This window comes from Mycobacterium sp. E2733, from assembly GCF_001667585.1.
Taxonomy (GTDB): domain Bacteria; phylum Actinomycetota; class Actinomycetes; order Mycobacteriales; family Mycobacteriaceae; genus Mycobacterium.
Genome location: NZ_LZJZ01000092.1, coordinates 103,452 through 119,317 on the forward strand (window position 1 = coordinate 103,452; position 15,866 = coordinate 119,317).

17 protein-coding genes and 1 pseudogene are annotated in these 15,866 nt (G+C 67.1%); 10 read left to right on the plus strand and 8 right to left on the minus strand.

Annotated features, from left to right (window positions below; genetic code table 11):
* Window positions 1–2: 2 nt before the first annotated feature.
* Complete coding sequence (locus A5678_RS26600) at window positions 3–881, minus strand: hypothetical protein (protein WP_082945588.1); 879 nt, start codon at window positions 879–881, stop codon at window positions 3–5.
* Between the two features lie 141 nt (window positions 882–1,022).
* Between A5678_RS26600 and A5678_RS16835 the strand changes: the two genes are divergently transcribed.
* The 5 genes from A5678_RS16835 (at window position 1,023) to A5678_RS16855 (ending at window position 4,788) form a co-directional block, all read left to right on the plus strand.
* On the plus strand, window positions 1,023–1,820 hold the full coding sequence (locus A5678_RS16835) for an alpha/beta hydrolase (protein ID WP_068044296.1): 798 nt from the start codon (window positions 1,023–1,025) through the stop codon (window positions 1,818–1,820).
* 7 nt (window positions 1,821–1,827) lie between these two features.
* Window positions 1,828–2,610, plus strand: coding sequence for an SDR family NAD(P)-dependent oxidoreductase (locus A5678_RS16840; RefSeq protein WP_068044297.1), 783 nt, complete (start codon window positions 1,828–1,830; stop codon window positions 2,608–2,610).
* Window positions 2,607–3,479: a TIGR03619 family F420-dependent LLM class oxidoreductase gene (locus tag A5678_RS16845; RefSeq protein WP_068044299.1), complete on the plus strand. Its 873-nt coding sequence runs from the start codon at window positions 2,607–2,609 to the stop codon at window positions 3,477–3,479. Before A5678_RS16840 ends, A5678_RS16845 begins: the two co-directional genes overlap by 4 nt.
* Window positions 3,479–4,210 carry a hypothetical protein gene (locus A5678_RS16850; protein ID WP_068044389.1) on the plus strand — a complete coding sequence of 244 codons (732 nt, stop codon included), beginning with the start codon at window positions 3,479–3,481 and terminating at the stop codon, window positions 4,208–4,210. Before A5678_RS16845 ends, A5678_RS16850 begins: the two co-directional genes overlap by 1 nt.
* Before the next feature lie 83 nt (window positions 4,211–4,293).
* Window positions 4,294–4,788, plus strand: coding sequence for a lipoprotein LpqH (locus tag A5678_RS16855; protein ID WP_068044301.1), 495 nt, complete (start codon window positions 4,294–4,296; stop codon window positions 4,786–4,788).
* Window position 4,789: 1 nt separating this feature from the next.
* Here the strand turns inward: A5678_RS16855 and A5678_RS16860 are convergent, their stop codons facing one another.
* Window positions 4,790–5,560, minus strand: coding sequence for an SDR family NAD(P)-dependent oxidoreductase (locus A5678_RS16860; protein ID WP_068044303.1), 771 nt, complete (start codon window positions 5,558–5,560; stop codon window positions 4,790–4,792).
* A 121-nt stretch (window positions 5,561–5,681) separates the two neighbouring features.
* On the opposite strand from A5678_RS16860, the gene A5678_RS16865 reads away from it, so the two are divergent.
* The gene (locus A5678_RS16865) at window positions 5,682–6,668 is read left to right on the plus strand and encodes an alpha/beta fold hydrolase (protein ID WP_068044390.1); all 987 of its coding nucleotides are present in this window, start codon (window positions 5,682–5,684) and stop codon (window positions 6,666–6,668) included.
* 71 nt (window positions 6,669–6,739) lie between these two features.
* Here the strand turns inward: A5678_RS16865 and A5678_RS16870 are convergent, their stop codons facing one another.
* Together A5678_RS16870 and A5678_RS16875 are read right to left on the minus strand one after the other, a co-directional pair.
* On the minus strand, window positions 6,740–7,948 hold the full coding sequence (locus A5678_RS16870) for a cytochrome P450 (protein WP_068044305.1): 1,209 nt from the start codon (window positions 7,946–7,948) through the stop codon (window positions 6,740–6,742).
* A gap of 19 nt (window positions 7,949–7,967) precedes the next feature.
* The gene (locus A5678_RS16875; protein ID WP_068044307.1) at window positions 7,968–8,633 is read right to left on the minus strand and encodes a TetR/AcrR family transcriptional regulator; all 666 of its coding nucleotides are present in this window, start codon (window positions 8,631–8,633) and stop codon (window positions 7,968–7,970) included.
* Between the two features lie 190 nt (window positions 8,634–8,823).
* On the opposite strand from A5678_RS16875, the gene A5678_RS16880 reads away from it, so the two are divergent.
* Complete coding sequence (locus A5678_RS16880; RefSeq protein ID WP_068044309.1) at window positions 8,824–9,609, plus strand: spirocyclase AveC family protein; 786 nt, start codon at window positions 8,824–8,826, stop codon at window positions 9,607–9,609.
* Between the two features lie 13 nt (window positions 9,610–9,622).
* On the opposite strand, the gene A5678_RS16885 is transcribed toward A5678_RS16880, so the two are convergent.
* On the minus strand, window positions 9,623–10,594 hold the full coding sequence (locus A5678_RS16885; RefSeq protein ID WP_068044310.1) for an LLM class flavin-dependent oxidoreductase: 972 nt from the start codon (window positions 10,592–10,594) through the stop codon (window positions 9,623–9,625).
* Between the two features lie 45 nt (window positions 10,595–10,639).
* A pseudogene (locus A5678_RS27210) lies at window positions 10,640–10,762 on the minus strand (dihydrodipicolinate reductase); the annotation flags it as partial.
* 166 nt (window positions 10,763–10,928) lie between these two features.
* Between A5678_RS27210 and A5678_RS16890 the strand changes: the two are divergent.
* Both A5678_RS16890 and A5678_RS16895 read left to right on the plus strand, forming a co-directional pair.
* Window positions 10,929–12,026, plus strand: coding sequence for a dihydrodipicolinate reductase (locus A5678_RS16890; RefSeq protein ID WP_068044312.1), 1,098 nt, complete (start codon window positions 10,929–10,931; stop codon window positions 12,024–12,026).
* Between the two features lie 23 nt (window positions 12,027–12,049).
* Window positions 12,050–13,258 carry a MalY/PatB family protein gene (locus tag A5678_RS16895; RefSeq protein WP_068044314.1) on the plus strand — a complete coding sequence of 403 codons (1,209 nt, stop codon included), beginning with the start codon at window positions 12,050–12,052 and terminating at the stop codon, window positions 13,256–13,258.
* Here A5678_RS16895 and A5678_RS16900 read toward each other — a convergent pair.
* Entirely contained in the window at window positions 13,255–13,983 is a 729-nt protein-coding gene (locus tag A5678_RS16900) for a DUF2652 domain-containing protein (protein ID WP_068044316.1), read from the minus strand. The two genes, A5678_RS16895 and A5678_RS16900, sit on opposite strands and share 4 nt — an antisense overlap.
* A gap of 113 nt (window positions 13,984–14,096) precedes the next feature.
* Here A5678_RS16900 and A5678_RS16905 point away from each other — a divergent pair, with 113 nt between their 5' ends.
* Window positions 14,097–15,002, plus strand: coding sequence for a haloalkane dehalogenase (locus tag A5678_RS16905; protein WP_068044318.1), 906 nt, complete (start codon window positions 14,097–14,099; stop codon window positions 15,000–15,002).
* 107 nt (window positions 15,003–15,109) lie between these two features.
* Here the strand turns inward: A5678_RS16905 and A5678_RS16910 are convergent, their stop codons facing one another.
* Window positions 15,110–15,853: a 3'(2'),5'-bisphosphate nucleotidase CysQ gene (locus tag A5678_RS16910; RefSeq protein WP_068044320.1), complete on the minus strand. Its 744-nt coding sequence runs from the start codon at window positions 15,851–15,853 to the stop codon at window positions 15,110–15,112.
* Between the last annotated feature and the right edge of the window lie 13 nt (window positions 15,854–15,866).

Sequence of the window (15,866 nt, forward strand, 5' to 3'; positions counted from 1 at the left end):
GATCACACACCGCGCCAGAGCCGCAGGAAGGCGGCGGTCACCCGGGCGGCGTTGTTCGCCGCGATCCGCTTGTAGCAGAAGAATTGAAACGGAAAGCCCGGCAGGTGAAGCGGATCGCCCGGGCCATCCGTAATGCCCCGGATGCCCAGGAAGGGGACACCGTGCGCATCGGCGACGGCCTGCGCCGCCGCTGTCTCCATGTCCGTCGCATCGAAGGCCGGGTCCGACGTCGCGACGATGTTCAGGTTGCTGATCAGCGCGCTTCTGACCCAGCGGCCCGCCGCCTGCCGGAAGTTACCGGTATACCGCAGCGACCGATCGGGCGCGCGGCGAGGCTGGCAACCGAAAACGTCGCCGCCGTTCGGGATGCACGGGAATGCCACGCCGTTGTTGTTGTCCCAACTGCAGCCGTCGCCGCCGACGACGACTCGCGGCCGGCGCCGCAGGTCGATCCTGCGGACGACGCTTTCCAATGCGACGGAGAGCTTCTCGGCCGCGGCCAGCATGGCGGGATCAACCGGGCGAAACGTCGTGCCGTTATCCAGTGTCCAGCGCGCCGGTACGGCCACGTCCGCGATGCGGGTGCGTGCCGCCCCGCCCGCAACCCCCGAAAACACCACCGCCCCAATGCCAACGGCGGATCCGCGCGTGAAGCAATCCAAGGCGGCCTCGGTGGTGTCGGCGGCGTTCACCAAGCCGATGCCGGTCATCGCCACGATCACCTTCTTACCGGCGATCACGCCGAGATAGAAGTGCCGCCGGTCGGCCACGACCACCGGATCGGGGTCAAGCGTAGTGTGCGACAGCACCGCGTCGGCTTCGGCCGGTAAGGCGGACAGCACCAACGTGCGCCGTTCACCGCGATCCGCACCGCCACCCATCGACCCAGTAAACGCCCCACAACCACGGGCGGGGAGGACTTGGGCACGGCTTTGCGAATTCCGGCCCTTCGCGAGCGGGCCAGCGGCTAGTCTCAGCGGCGTTGCGGGCAACCCGGGGGCGCGCGACAGAGGAGCACGCTCATGCTCGAAGTGATCGACAGAACGCCGCGCCGTGAATCCCACGAGCCGCCGGTGCTATTCGTCCACGGCGCGTGGCATGGCGCCTGGTGTTGGGACGAGTATTTCCTGGACTTCTTCGCGGACAAGGGCCATCGTACGTTGGCGCTGAGCCTTCGCGGTCACGGAAAGAGCCCGGCTCCCAAGTCGATGCGGTTCTGTTCGATCGCGGACTTCGTCGCCGACGTCGCCGCGGTCGCCGACGGCCTTTCCGAACGACCGGTGGTAGTCGGACACTCCATGGGCGGCTTCGTCGTCCAGAAATACTTGGAGTCACACGACGCTGCGGCCGCCGTGCTGCTCGCGTCGGTACCCCCGAACGGAATTCGCGGATTCTTGGCCCGCAGGTTCAGGCGACACCCGTGGTACACCGCCAGCGGCCTGGCCCGGACCAGGTCATTGCGCGGTGTCGGCGGCACACCGGAATTGGCCCGCGAAACGTTCTTCTCGCAGTCGCACTCCGAAGCCGACGTGGCGCGCTATGCCGCCGAACTCTGCGAGGAGTACGCCCTGAAGATCGCGATCGACATGTTGTGGCTCGACCTGGCCAGACCCCACCTCGTCAGCACCCCGATGTTGGTGTTGGGGGCCGAAGACGATGTGTGCTTCACCCCACGGGAAGTCCGTGCGACCGCGGCCGCCTACCACACCGAAGCGGAAATCTTCCCTAAGATGAGCCACGACATGATGCTCGACCCTGGGTGGCGCGCCGTCGCCGAAAGAATCCACGCGTGGCTCCAAACGTGTGTGCCCACACGGTGACTGCGTAATGGCCGGCCGGCTTGACGGCAAGGTCGCGATCATCACCGGGGCGAGCACCGGCCTGGGGCCCGTGCTGGGCTCGCTGTTCGTCCGGGAGGGCGCCAAGGTGCTGTTGGCCGCCCGACGCGAAGAGCTGGTTCGCGAGGCCGCCCACGCGGCCGGTCCAGGAGCCATCGCGATGCGCGCGGATGTCACCGACGAACATGACGTCGCGGCCATGGTGGCGCGAGCCGTCGCCGAATTCGGCCAGGTCGACATCCTGTGCAACAACGCCGCCTCGCCCGGCCGGGACCGCTGGATCTGGGAGCAGACCCTGGACAACTGGAACGCCACGATCGCCATCGACGTCACCGCGGCGATGCTGTGCACCCGGGAAGTGCTCAACCAGTCGATGATGGCGCGCCGTCGCGGTGTCATCCTCAACTTCTCCTCCACGGCAGGCTATTCCGGCATCGTCCGCAAGAGCCACTACGTCACCGCCAAGGCGTCCCTTCGGGCGTTCACCAAGACCGTCGCGCTCGAGGTCGGCCCCTACGGCATCCGGTGCAATTGCATCGTGCCCGGCGCCATCGACACCGAGCTGTGGCGGCAATGGGTGCAACGCACGGCCGACGAGCGCGGAGTCGACTTCGCCACCCAGCGCGATAAAGCCGTCAAAGGCGTTGCCTTACAGGATATCTCCACACCCGAAGATGTCGCCAATTTGGCGTTGTTCCTGGCCAGCGACGAAAGCCGAACCATCACCGGCCAATCGATCCCCGTCGACGCCGGAGGGTACATGCAGGGATGAGCGCCCCACGACTCTCGGTGGCCACACCGGTGGTGACGATGTTTCCGAAGACCAGCGGCGAGTGGGAGAAACACGCTTCCATCGAGGACCTGGCGCGGATCGCCGAAGCCGCGGATCGGCTCGGCTACCACCACCTGACCTGCAGCGAACACATCGCGCTGCCCGCGGCCGAGACCCACCGCCGCGGCGCCCGCTATTGGGATCCGCTGGCCACCTTCGGCTACCTGGCCGCACGCACCCAACGAATTCGGTTCGCCACCAATGTCCTGGTGCTCGGATATCACCATCCGCTCGAGATCGCCAAGCGCTACGGCACGCTGGACAAGGTCAGCGGCGGCCGGCTCATCCTCGGCGTCGGCGTCGGCAGCCTCAAAGACGAATTCGAGCTCATCGGCGCACCCTTCGACGACCGCGGACCGCGGGGCGATGACGCCGTCAAAGCGCTGCGCGCCTCGCTGTCCGTGCCGGAACCCGCCTACCGGGGCCCCTTCTACTCGTTCGACGGCATGGTCGTCGATCCGTGCGCGGTGCAGGAGCGTGTCCCGATCTGGATCGGGGGCCGCACGCTGCGGTCGCTGCGCCGCGCCGCGACCCTGGCCGACGGCTGGGCACCCTTCAACGTGGACCTACCGCAGGCGCGAGAGTGGTTGAGCCGCTTCGACCTTGGATCCGGGTTCGAGGTCGTCCTGCCACCACCGGCGGCGCTGGACCCGATCAATGAGCCGGAGCGGACCCGTGACGCCGTCGGCGAGGCCGCCGCGCACGGCGCCACCATCGTGCCCGCCGTCTTCCGCCACACATCGCTGCAGCATTACCTGGACAGTCTGCAGGCGCTCGCCGAGCTGTACTCCCCCGGCGGCGACGCGTGATCCGGGTCAGGGCAGGCATCTTCAGCCTCACCGCCGCCGCGCCGGCCGACGACGACGGCAGCTACCTGCGTTGGCACCTGCTGGATCACATGCCGGAGCAGTATCAGTTACCGGGCATCGTGCACGGGCTGCGCTGGATCGCCGACGGCGACTATGCCCAGCACCGCATTGCGGCCCACGGCCCGCTGGGCGAGATCGGCAACGCGGTGCACTATCTGGTGAGCGACCCCGTCGAGGAGACCTTCGACGACTTCGTAGCGCTGGGCCGCGCTCTGCGCGAGAACGGTAGGTTTCCCGTCGTCCGGTCGTCTTTGCAGGTGGCCGGCCTGCGCTTGCTGCAGTGGCAATCCGCGCCGCACGCCCTCGTCTCCGCCGAGGTGGTGCCGTTCCGGCCGCACCGCGGCATCGTGCTGATTGTCGAAGAACCCGTTGACGGACGCCGCCCGGACGAGTGGCTGCAGTGGTTGCATGCCGAACACCACGCGGCGCTGCTCGCGGTGCCGGGAACGGCCGGCGCCTGGACATTCGGCTCCAGCGCCGGCTGGAGCCACCTACCGCGGGGCTGGCGAACGGACCACCAATACATCACCGTCGTCTACCTCGACGGCGACCCGCTGGCCACGACCGCCGCCCTGGCCCCGGTCATCGAAGAGCGCTGGCGATCGCACGCGGTGCGGCCCGTATTCGCCGGACCGCTGCGCAGCATGATCAGTTGGGAAGCCTGGCGGTAAACCCGGCGGTTGACTGGTCGCCAGAGAAATGAGACGTTCCCGAAACGAATGGGACCTATAGTCCTTGCTGGCGAGGAGGTGAGATGACGAATCGGTATGCCCTCGCGGCCGCCGGGATCGTGCTGGCGGCCGGTCTTTCCAGCTGTTCCGGCAAGAGTGGCCAGCCGGCGTCCACCTCGAGTTCGAGTCCGGTTGCCGTGACCACAACCGTGATGATCGACGGGAACAAACACACCATGACAGCGCGGGTCGAATGCGGCAGTTCGGCGGCGCAACCGAACGCGTCGCCCCCGGAATCGGGTGACTTGACCACCCGCATCAGCGTGCACGACGATACGGCGTCGGTATCGCTGGCAGTGTCGGACGAGAACCCGCCCACGGTCGACGGATTCGCAATTTCCCTCACGCTGGCCAACGGTCAGTACCTGCTCCCCTATCAAGCCACCAATTCGGCAACCCAGGTCCAAGCGACCAAGCAGGGCAAGAGTTACACCGTGACCGGGACTGGTCAGGCGTCAACCCCTGGCCAAAGCGGCACGCGCGCGGTGACTTTCGGGGTGCACGTCACCTGCCCGTGAGTCAGCGCAGAATGGTACCGCCGTCGATGTTGATGACTTGGCCGTTGATCCAGGCGCCCTCCTCGGAGCATAGAAACGCGACCAGTGCCGCGATGTCCTCGGGATCCCCGACGCGTGTTCCGCGGATGCGTTTCAGCGCGCCGGCTTGAAGTTCCGGCCATTGCGGCGCGGAGCGGATGGCGTCGGTCGCGGTGAATCCCGGCGCGACGGCGTTGCACCGGATTCCTTCCTTTCCCCACCGGGACGCGACATGCCTTGTAAGCGCGCCGATTCCGGCCTTTGCGGTGGCGTAGGCCGGTCGCGCAGGCTCACCCTGGAAGGCCGCCGCCGAGGACATGTTGACGATGACCCCGCCTCCGCGGCTCAGTATTTTCGGGATGGCGTACTTCATGGCGGCGAGGTAACCCCTGAGGTTCACCGCCATCACGCGATCCCAGGTGTCGAAGTCGATGTCCACCACATCGGTGTCGACACGTATGGTGCCCATGTCCGCACCGACGTTGAACATCAGATCGACTCCGCCGTACGTGGTGTCGGCCGCATCGATGAGAGCGGCAACCGATCCAGGATCTGACAGATCAAAGGCGACGTGCGCCGCTGTGCCGCCCGCAGCCACGATGCGCGCGGCCGTCTGCTGCGCGGCGTCGGCGGCGATGTCACCGACGACCACCCGGCAGCCTTCCTCGCCGAGCCGAGCTGCCGTCGCTGCACCGATGCCCGTGGCACCGCCGACCACGACCGCCACCTTGTCGGCCAGACCGCGCAGGCCCATGACCGCCTCCCTAAGGGGTGTTGACTGGACCTCTACAGTTCTAGAGGGTTGCGGCCGAGAAGGAAACCTCGAGGGAAGGCCCGTGGTTGTCTACCGCGACCGCCTCTGCGATGCTGGCAGCTTGGACATCTTCGCGGAGTGGCAAACCGGCGGCACTGAACTGCGTTGGCGGTCAACGGCCGCCGCCAACGATGCGCGCGAAGTCGCGGTCTTCAGTCGCCGCTGCGGCACCCCCGGCGCCCCCGCCTTGGTGCTCGTGCACGGCTTCCCGACGTCGAGCATCGACTACTACCCCCTCACGGGTGATCTGGGTTCCGAGTTCGACATCTACCTGCTGGACTTCCCGGGTTACGGGCTGTCCGACAAACCGGCCGAGCCGTACGTCTATTCGCTCTACGACGACGCGCGTCTGCTCGTCTACGCGATCACCCAGGTGTGGAATCTGACCGAATACCGCATGCTCACCCACGACCGCGGCAGCAGCGTCGGCATGATCGCGCTGGAGATGCTGGCTGCCCTCGATCCGCCGGTCGTGCCCGTCGACCTGATCGTGACGAACGCCAACATCTACTTGCCGCTGTCCAACCTCACCTCGTTCCAGACCGCGCTGCTCGACCCCGCGACCGCTCGGCCCACCGCGGCGGCAACTACGCCGGAGATGCTGGCCGCGGGCCTGGGCGCCAGCACGTTCATGCCGCGGCGAACGCTCGACGACCCGGAGATCGCCGCGTTGGCGAAGTGCTTCGCCCACAACGATGGAATCCGCGTGCTCCCCGACACCATTCAATACCTTCACGAGCGTGCCGCGGACGAAACGGGTTGGCTGGAAGCGCTTTCCAAGAGACCCGTCAACACCACTGTGGTGTGGGGGCTGCACGACAGCGTCGCGCCGCTACGCGTCCCCAACCATGTGTGGCAGACGTATCTGAAGACCAAGCCCGGCCGCAACCGCTACTGGGTGGTGCCCGGCGCCGACCACTATCTGCAATGCGACGCCCCCGGGCAGCTAGCCGAGATCGTTCGTCTCACCGCCCAGGGCGGGGACATTCCGCTGCAGACGCTCGGCAACCAGCCCGACGGCGCGGTGCTGGTGGACCAAAGCGCCTAGTCTCGTCGCGCGTGAAGCTACAGCTAGCTTCACACTCGGCACACTCGCCGCACACTCGAGCCGAGCGCGCCTCAGCCGGTGACGACGGGCAGGCGCGCCCACCCGCGCACGCTCGCGGTGTGCGCGCGCTGGGCGTTGGCGTAGTCGACTTCCCAGTCGGGCCAGCGCTTGAGCACCTCTTCGAGGGCCACGCGACCTTCCATCCGGGCCAGCGCGGAGCCCAGGCAGAAGTGCAGCCCCTGCCCGAAACTCAGGTGGGCGCCGCCGCGGTGGATGTCGTAGCGGTCCGGATCGGTGAAGTGCCGATCATCCCGGTTGGCAGAACCGTTGAGCAGCAACATGTATGAGCCCTCGGGCACCACCCGGCCGTACAGCTCGGCGTCCTGGGCCACGTACCGGGCCTGCACCGGCGAGGGCGGCTCGTAGCGGAGCGTCTCCTCGACCGCGCCGGGGATCAGGGACGGGTCGGCGACCAATTCGCGGCGCTGATCCGGGTGATCAGACAGCAGCTGCCCCATGAAGCCGATCAGCCGGGCCGTGGTCTCGTTGCCGGCGCCGGCGATCATGGCCGTGTAGGCCAGCACCTCGGTCCGCGACAAGGGCCGTCGGGTGCCGTCGCGTTCCTCGATCTCGGCCCGCAGGAGGTCGGTCATCAAGTCATCGGACGGGTGATCGGCCCGCCATTCGATGTACTCGGCGAACACCACGATGCTTTCCTCGAACAGCTTCGCATTGACCGCAGCGGGGTCGCGCTCCTCGGACAACTCGATGTAAGCCCCGCCGCGATCGCGGATCTTGGCCTGATCCTGCTCGGGAATGCCCAACAGGTAACCGATGGTCCGCATCGGCATCATCGCCCCGAGGTCGGCGATGAAATCGAAGCTGCCCGCCCCGATCAGCGGGTCCAGCTCCCGAACACAGAAGGCGCGCACCAGGTCCTCCACGGCCAGCATGCGGCGTGGCGTGAAGACCCGGGACAGCAGGCGGCGGTGCAGGTCGTGCAGCGGCGGGTCCTCGAACAGCAGAATGCCCGGCGGCACTTCGATATTGGCGAACAAGATGTCGGCCGTGGTGCCGCGGCCGGACCGGTAGATCTGCCAGTTCGGCAGTTCGCGCGCCACGTCGTCGTACCGGCTCAGCGCGAAGAAGTTGTATTTGTCGTTGTAGTACAGCGGCGCTTCCTCACGCATGCGCTTCCACACCGGGTACGGGTTGTCGTCGATGTCGGAGTCGAACGGGTCGTAGTACAAGTCGATCGTGCTGGCGCCCGCCTCGTCCATGGTCAGTCAGTCCCTTCGCTCAATCGTTTCGGTGTAGGAAGCCGTGCAGGATCGCCTGGGTGAGTTCTTCGACGATCACCTCTCGAGATGGCGGCTTGGCGCCGAAGTAGGTGGAGCGCAACGCGGCCATGCCGGCGATCATCGCCACCGTCGAGTGCGCGGGCAGGTCGGGATGATCCGACCGCAGACCCCGCAGGTGCATGCCCTCCGCGCTGATCTCACCGAGCGCCGTGATCGCCTGCCTGATCTCGGCGATGCCGGCGTCTGCCTTCTCCTCCTCGCTCAGCGCCTCGGACGCCATCAGCGTCAGCAGCAGACCCTGGTGTTCGACGAACACGTCGTAGAGCTGTCCGACGAAGTGCCGGGCCAGCTCTTGCTCGTCGGTCTCCTCGGGGACCACCGATTGCCAGGTCTGGCCGAACTCGTCGACGAAGTCGGTGAACGGCTGAACGAGCGCCTCGCGGAACAGCGCCGCCTTCGAACCGAAGTGCCGAAACAACAGATGCTCGGTAACGCCTGCGGCCTGGGCGATTTCACGCGTCGTCGTGCTGCGGTAGTCCTGTCGGGCGAAGCGGGCCCGGGCGCTGTCGAGCAGCAGCTTGCGCGGAGCGCCACGCGGGCGACGGTTCGCCGGGGCCGGCGCTTCCGCCGCGCCGAGCTTCGTCCTGGGTGGCCGCTGGGGCACAGTCTCGCTCCTCGCCCGATTGTTGACTGTCTTTAGGATAGTGTGCACTATCTAATGAGTCGAGCGTTGGAAGGGTTGCAACCGTGGGCGCCGTCATCATGCTGGGCACGTTGTTCGGGCTGATCGTCCTGATATTCGGGCTGGTGCTGCGCTTTGACCCGCAGGCACGCCGGACTCAAGGCCACGACCGGTGAGCTCCCAGATGACGCCCGTGATGCAGGCGGCCAGTGACTTCGCGCTGATCGGGGGTATCGGGTTCACCGCCCTCGGCGTGTACCTCAGCGTTCGGCGGCGCCGCATACACCCGCTCCTGCTCCTGTGCGTATCGGCGATGTCGTTTTCCTGGATCGAGGCGCCCTACGACTGGGCGATGTACGCGCAGTTCCCGCCGGCCATCCCCCGCATGCCTTCGTGGTGGCCGCTGAACGTGACGTGGGGTGGACTGCCGTTGTTCGTTCCGGTCGGCTACATCTCCTACTTCGTGCTGCCGGCCGTGACGGGTACGGCGCTCGGGCGATGGTTGAGCGGGCGGTTCGGATGGCGCAGGCCCCCAACGTTGTTGGTGGTGGGTCTTATCGTCGGCTTCTGCTGGGCGCTGTTCTTCAACGGGTTCCTGGGCGCCAAGCTCGGCGTGTTCTACTACGGCCGGGTCATCCCCGGGCTGGCGATCCGCGAGGGCACCGTGCATCAGTACCCGCTGTACGACTCCCTCGCGATGGCGATCCAGATGATGGTCTTCACCTACCTGCTGGGCCGCACCGACCCGCAAGGACGAAACGTCATCGAGATGTGGGCCGAGAACAGGGCGAAGAGCCGCCTCGGCTCGTCGCTGCTGTCCGTCGTCGCCGTGGTCGTCGCCGGAAACGCCCTCTATGGCGCGGTTTTCGCGCCGCACCTCGTCACGAAGCTGGGCGGCTGGGTGACCGCAGGGCCGACGGAGCAGTTGTTCCCGGGCGTGCCGAACCAACCCAAGTAGGGAGGCCCGGCGTTTAAAGAGCCTCCGGCAGCACGACCTCGCCCACGCGCTTCAGATACGGCCAGGCGATGTCCGGTGGCAGTCCGCCGCACAGCGGTGACAGGTTGAGCACCTCGCCGGCGCGGACCTGCGAGATCGCCTCGGGCACAGAGATGATCACGTGCGATTTCCCGGTCGCACGCAGCTCGTCCACGGTGTTGACGTGGCTGAATCCAGCCGTGGTCTCGTCCCCGGGGTTCCACGCGGCATAGGTGCGCACGTCGTGCAGCAGGTGCTCGCCGATCTCTTTCCACGCCTGCTCCACGTCGTCCGCGACGAAGACGACCGAGGGCGTGTCGCGGTCGGGAAAGAAGGTGGGCCCGGGCTGATGGCCGTGCTCGCGGCAGGCCTCTTCGTACGCCTCCTGCATGCCCGGCGCGTTGGCGTTGCCCAGCATGCCCAGGCCGTATCTGCCGGCCCGACGGGCCGCAGCCAGAGTTCCGCCGCCCCACATCAGTCCGGGGCCGCCGGGAGTCACGGGGCGCGGTGTCACGGAGATCCGCCGTCCGTCTTCGACGACGGTCTCACCGGCAAGCAACCGCCGTAACAGCGCGAGTTTCTCGTCGCAGAGGCGGCCACGGGTCTTCATCGGCACGTCGAAGTGCTCGAACTCCTCGGGCCGGTAGCCCAAAGCCAGGATGTAGGACGCCCGCCCGTTACTGATGATGTCGAGGACCGCCATGTCCTCGGCGAGACGGACGGTTTCGTAGAACGGAAGAATCAGGATCAGGCTCAGCGCCAGACGCTGGGTCCGCGCGGCCACCGCTGAGGCCAGCAAAAGCGGTGAGGGCAGGTAACCGTCCTCGGATCCGTGGTGTTCGCACAGCACGGCGGCCAGACCGCCGTGTTCTTCGGCCCAGGCGCACATTTCGGGTGCCGTGGCGTACAGATCGGTTGGGGGCGCGGCCCATTCAGGATCGCGCATGTCGAAGCGCAGCGTGTACACGGCAAACTCCTAGGTGGCCTAAACTCTGTGGTGCACGTTACACGTTCAGTCCAAGGCGTAATGCGGCAGCGTCGTGGGAATATCTAGCGAGCTCAGCAGGCCCGGGGACGCGTCCACGACGTACGGGATCGCGTTGACCACCCGCATGGCCGTAGACACCATCGCGGCTGCAGACTAACCTAAAATTTGTTCGTTAAGATAGTGCGTGCTCTCTTAAACCTTGACCCCGCTTGCTCGCGGCTGCTAGCTTCCGAATCGAACGTCGGGTAACTGCCGGCGTAAAGGGCAACGGCCGCCTCAGCTTTCATCGCGCACGCAACTGAGGAGGAACAAGATGACGGCTCATCGCGTGGTGGTGTGGGCGACGGGCGGCATCGGGTCGATAGCGATCCGCACCATCCAGCATCGCCCCAATCTGGAATTGGTCGGGGTGTGGGTGCACTCGCCTGAGAAGGACGGCAGGGACGCCGGCGAACTCGCGAACGGCGAGCCGATCGGACTGAAAGCCACCACCGATGCGGAGGCGCTGATTGCGCTGAAGCCCGACTGCGTCATCTACGCCGCCAGCGGCCCGGAACGCGACGCGCTGGCCATCCCGGACTACGTCCGGCTGCTCGAGTCCGGCATCAACGTCGTCACGACCAGCACCACCCGGCTGGTCAACCCGCACGCCTACGAGCCCGCCGAGTGGCGCGACCAACTGGTCGCCGCGGCCAAGCAGGGCCAGGTCTCGCTGTACGCGTCGGGGATCGAGCCCGGCTTCGCCGCCGACTACCTGCCGCTGGTGCTGTCCACCCAGTCGTCGTCCATCGACAAGATTCACGCCTTCGAGATCGGCCTGTACGACGACTACGGCGTCCCCGACATCATGAGCGACGCGCTGGGTTTCGGCCGGCCGCTCGACTACCAGCCCTGGATCGGCTTCCCGGGCGCGATCGCCGGCGAATGGCAGGGACAGATCCGATTGGTCGCCGGCGCGCTCGGTGTCGAAGTCCAGGAAGTCCGCGAATATTTCGACCGCGCCGTCACCAACCGGACGCTCGAGGTCGCCATGGGCACCGTCGAGGCCGGAACGTGCGGTGCGCTGCGCATGCGGGCGATCGGCGTGGTCGACGGCCGCGAGGCCATCGTCATCGAGCACGTCACCCGGCTCGCCCACGATGTCGCCCCGGACTGGCCGACCGGGATCGGCGATCTGTCCTACCGCGTCATGATCAGTGGCGATCCCGACATCGATTGCACGCTGGCGGCGACGCTCAAGGATCCGCGCAAGGCCGGAGTCGGCGGAATGACTTCCGGGGCCGGTGCGATGGTCGCCACCGCGATGCGAGTCGTCAACGCCGTGCCGTATGTCGTTGCCGCAGAACCGGGATTGCTCAGTTCGGTGGACCTGCCGTTGACGATCCCCCAACACGCGTTTGTCGGCGGGTAGGTCGCGCCGGTTACTCTGCGGGCGTGACGTTCAACCCGCTCGAGGAGCTCACGCTGCAGCAACTGCAGCTCCGCACGAGCATGAAATGGCGCGCGCATCCGGCCGATGTCCTGCCGCTGTGGGTCGCCGAGATGGACGTCATGCTGGCACCTACCGTGGCCGAGGCGCTGCGGGCGGCCATCGACAACGGCGACACCGGATATCCGTGCGGCACCGCGCTGGCCGAAGCGGTCAGTCAATTCGCCTCTGAGCGTTGGCAGTGGCACGACCTGGAAGTAGGCCGCACCGCGATCGTGCCGGACGTCATGCTCGGCGCCGTCGAGTTGTTACGCCTGGTCACCGACCGCGGCGACGCGGTAATCGTCAACCCCCCGGTATACGCCCCGTTCTACGCGTTCGTCACGCACGACGGCCGCCAAGTCGTTGAAGCGCCGCTGGACGCCGATGGCCGAATCGATCTGGACGCGTTGGCGGAAGCCTTCGCGCGTGCCCGAGCCGGGGGTGGAAACGTCGCGTACCTGTTGTGCAACCCGCACAACCCCACCGGATCGGTGCATACGGCCGACGAGCTCGCGGCCGTCGCCGAGCTCGCGCGCCGGTTCGGCGTCCGGGTGGTGTCGGACGAGATTCACGCGCCCGTCGTCTTGTCGGGGTCGCGGTTCACCCCGTACCTGACCGTGCCCGGTGCGGAGAACGCCTTCGCCCTGACGTCCGCGTCCAAGGCCTGGAGCCTGTCCGGACTCAAGGCGGCCCTGGCCATCGCCGGCCCGGAGGCGGTTGCGGACCTGCACCGGATGCCGGAAGAGGTCAGCCACGGGCCGAGCCACCTCGGCGTCATCGCCCACGCCGAAGCCTTCCGAACCGGTGGCGATTGGCTCGATGACCTGCTGCGCGGCCTGGATCGAAACCGGACGCTGCTCGGCGATCTGATCGCCGAGCACCTGCCGAAGGTGAAATACCAATGGCCGCAAGGGACTTACCTCGCCTGGCTCGATTGCCGGAAGCTCGGCTTCACCGAAGACGCCGCCGACGGCCTCGCGGTGGTGGCCGACCTGTCCGGGCCCGCCCGGTGGTTCCTCGATCACGCCCGGGTGGCCCTCAGTTCCGGCCACGTCTTCGGCACCGGCGGTGCGGGGCACGTCCGACTGAACTTCGCGACGTCGGGGGCCATCCTCACCGAGGCCGTGTCCCGGATGGGCCGCGCCCTCGCGCGTGCGGGCGATCCGGGCTAGGCGCGAATCTCCTCGGCGCCGCGCCCCAAGTTGCGGAAGCCCTCGGCGGGCTGCTTGAAGCCGAGCACGAACGGCAGCGAGCTCAACTCCAGCTTGACCGTCGCCCCGAGCCGGCGCAGGAAGCCGGACTCGGGCGGGGCCATGGGAACCGGCGACGTCGCGAGGTCGAGGTAGTGCGTCGAAGTTTCACCGATGTCGTCGAAGATGTGGGTCAGTGGTTTGCACAGCGAGCGCACCGGCTCGTCGAGGCACGCCGCGACGGGATCGGTCATCAGCACGTATTCGACCACGGGCACCAGGTTTTTCAGCATGCGATGCACGAGGATGACGTCGTAGCCCGCGAGCTCCACATGGCGCTTCACCCGTTGTTCGGCCACCTCGCCCTGGTGGACTACGAACTTCAATGAGAGTTTGTCCAACTGCGCACAACTCGCACACTCGCAGGCGAGATCCTTCTGGAAGCGCTCACGCCGCGCGATGAACGCCTCCCGCATCCGGGACAACCGGTCGCACACCAGCACTTTGGCATCGCCGTCGGGCGCCCAGAAGAAAGCGGCGTCACCCTCGAGCTTCGCCAGCTTCAGGCCTCTGCCGGCGTCGATCACCGACTCCAGCAGCCCGGCCACCGTCAGCTGCGCATGGGCCAGGTGGGTGCGGTTCCATTGCATGTAGTGCGTGTAGCCGCTGATGTCGGCAATGATCAGGACCGCGCGCCGAATCGCCATGAATAAACGAGTTTAATGTCAACCCACGCCTGGCCCAATGAAATCTGCCACTAGACGAACTCGCGTTGTCGAGAGACGCTTGCAGAGGCGCCCGCCCACCGGAGGAGCTGAATATGCATGTGCTACGAACCCCGGACTCCCGATTCGAAAACCTGGAGGACTATCCGTTCGTAGCGAACTACCTCGACGTGGCGGCAAGCGACACCCAGCCGCTACGCATGCACTTCCTCGATGAGGGCCCGGCCGATGGGCCGCCGATCGTGCTGCTGCATGGGGAGCCGACCTGGAGTTACCTCTACCGGACGATGATCCAGCCGTTGGCCGACGCCGGGAACCGCGTGCTCGCGCCCGACCTGATCGGTTTTGGCCGCTCCGACAAGCCCGGCCGGATGGAGGATTACACCTACCAGCGGCACGTCGAATGGGTGACCGCCTGGTTCGAGCGCCTGAACCTCAAGGACGTGACGCTGTTCGTGCAGGACTGGGGGTCGCTGATCGGGCTGCGCATCGCCGCCGAGCAGGGTGACCGCATCGCGCGACTCGTGGTGGCGAATGGTTTCCTGCCCACCGCGGACCGACCCACGCCACCGGCCTTCCACATCTGGCGGGCGTTCGCGCGTTACTCCCCCGTGCTGCCCGCCGGCCGAATCGTCTCCGTCGGTACCGTCCGGCGCGTTCCCGCCCGGGTGCGGGCCGGGTACGACGCGCCATTTCCCGATAAGACGTATCAGGCCGGGGCCCGCGCCTTCCCGCAACTGGTGCCAACCTCACCGGACGATCCGGCGGTCCCCGCCAACAGGGCCGCCTGGAAAGCGCTGGGCCAATGGGAAAAGCCATTCCTCGCCATCTTCGGGGCCCGGGACCCCATCCTCGGCCAGGCGGACCGTCCCCTGATCAAGCACATCCCCGGCGCCGCGGGCCAGCCGCACGCCCGCATCCGCGCCAGTCACTTCATCCAGGAAGACTCCGGACCCGAACTGGCCGAACGCGTTCTGTCCTGGCAGCAGGCGCTGCGCTGACCAGCTTGGACGCGTCAGCCGGTGCTGACGCTTCCACCGGGATCGTCAAAACCGTTTTCAGGCAGACGAATTCGCACAATTAGCAGATGGCCGGTGCGTTGATAGCCTCAGCGCGTTACGGCCAGTACGGCTTCCGCCAGCTCGGGCCGGCAGACCAGCAAATCCGGCAACTTGGGATCCGACCGGTTGTAGGCCAGCGGGGACCCGTCGATGCGCGAGGTGTGCAGACCGGCGGCGCGGGCCACCGCCACCGGGGCGGCCGAGTCCCATTCGAATTGGCCGCCGGCGTGCACGTAGACGTCGGAAAGCCCCTGGACGACCGAGGCCACCTTGGCGCCGGCGGAACCCATCTCCACCAGCACCCCGTCCAGCGCGTCGCGCACGCTCAGGGCGATGGCGGGCGGGCGGGTGCGCGACACCACGATGCGCGGCTTGCCGGGCACCGCGGGCGGCGAATCGACCTCGGGAGTGGCCAGGGTGATGCCCTGCGCCGGCAGCGCCACCGCACCGGCAACCAGATCGCCGGCCTCCCACAAGGCGACGTGCACGGCCCAGTCGTCGCGTCCGAGCTCGGAGAATTCCCGCGTCCCGTCCAGCGGATCCACGATCCACACCCGCTCGGAGCGTAATCGGACCGGATTGTCCACACCCTCCTCGGAGAGCACCGCGTCCTCAGGTCGCTCGTCGGCGAGAGCCGCCATCAGAAAGTCGTGGGATCTCTTGTCCCCCGCCGCTTTCCGCTCGCTCGCTTCCGCGTCGGCGAACTCTTCCCGGACCGTGAGCAACAGCCGTCCGGCCTCGGTGGCCAACCGCGCGGCCAGGTCGTGGTCATCCGTCAGTTGCAGGGCCATCACAATCCTTAAG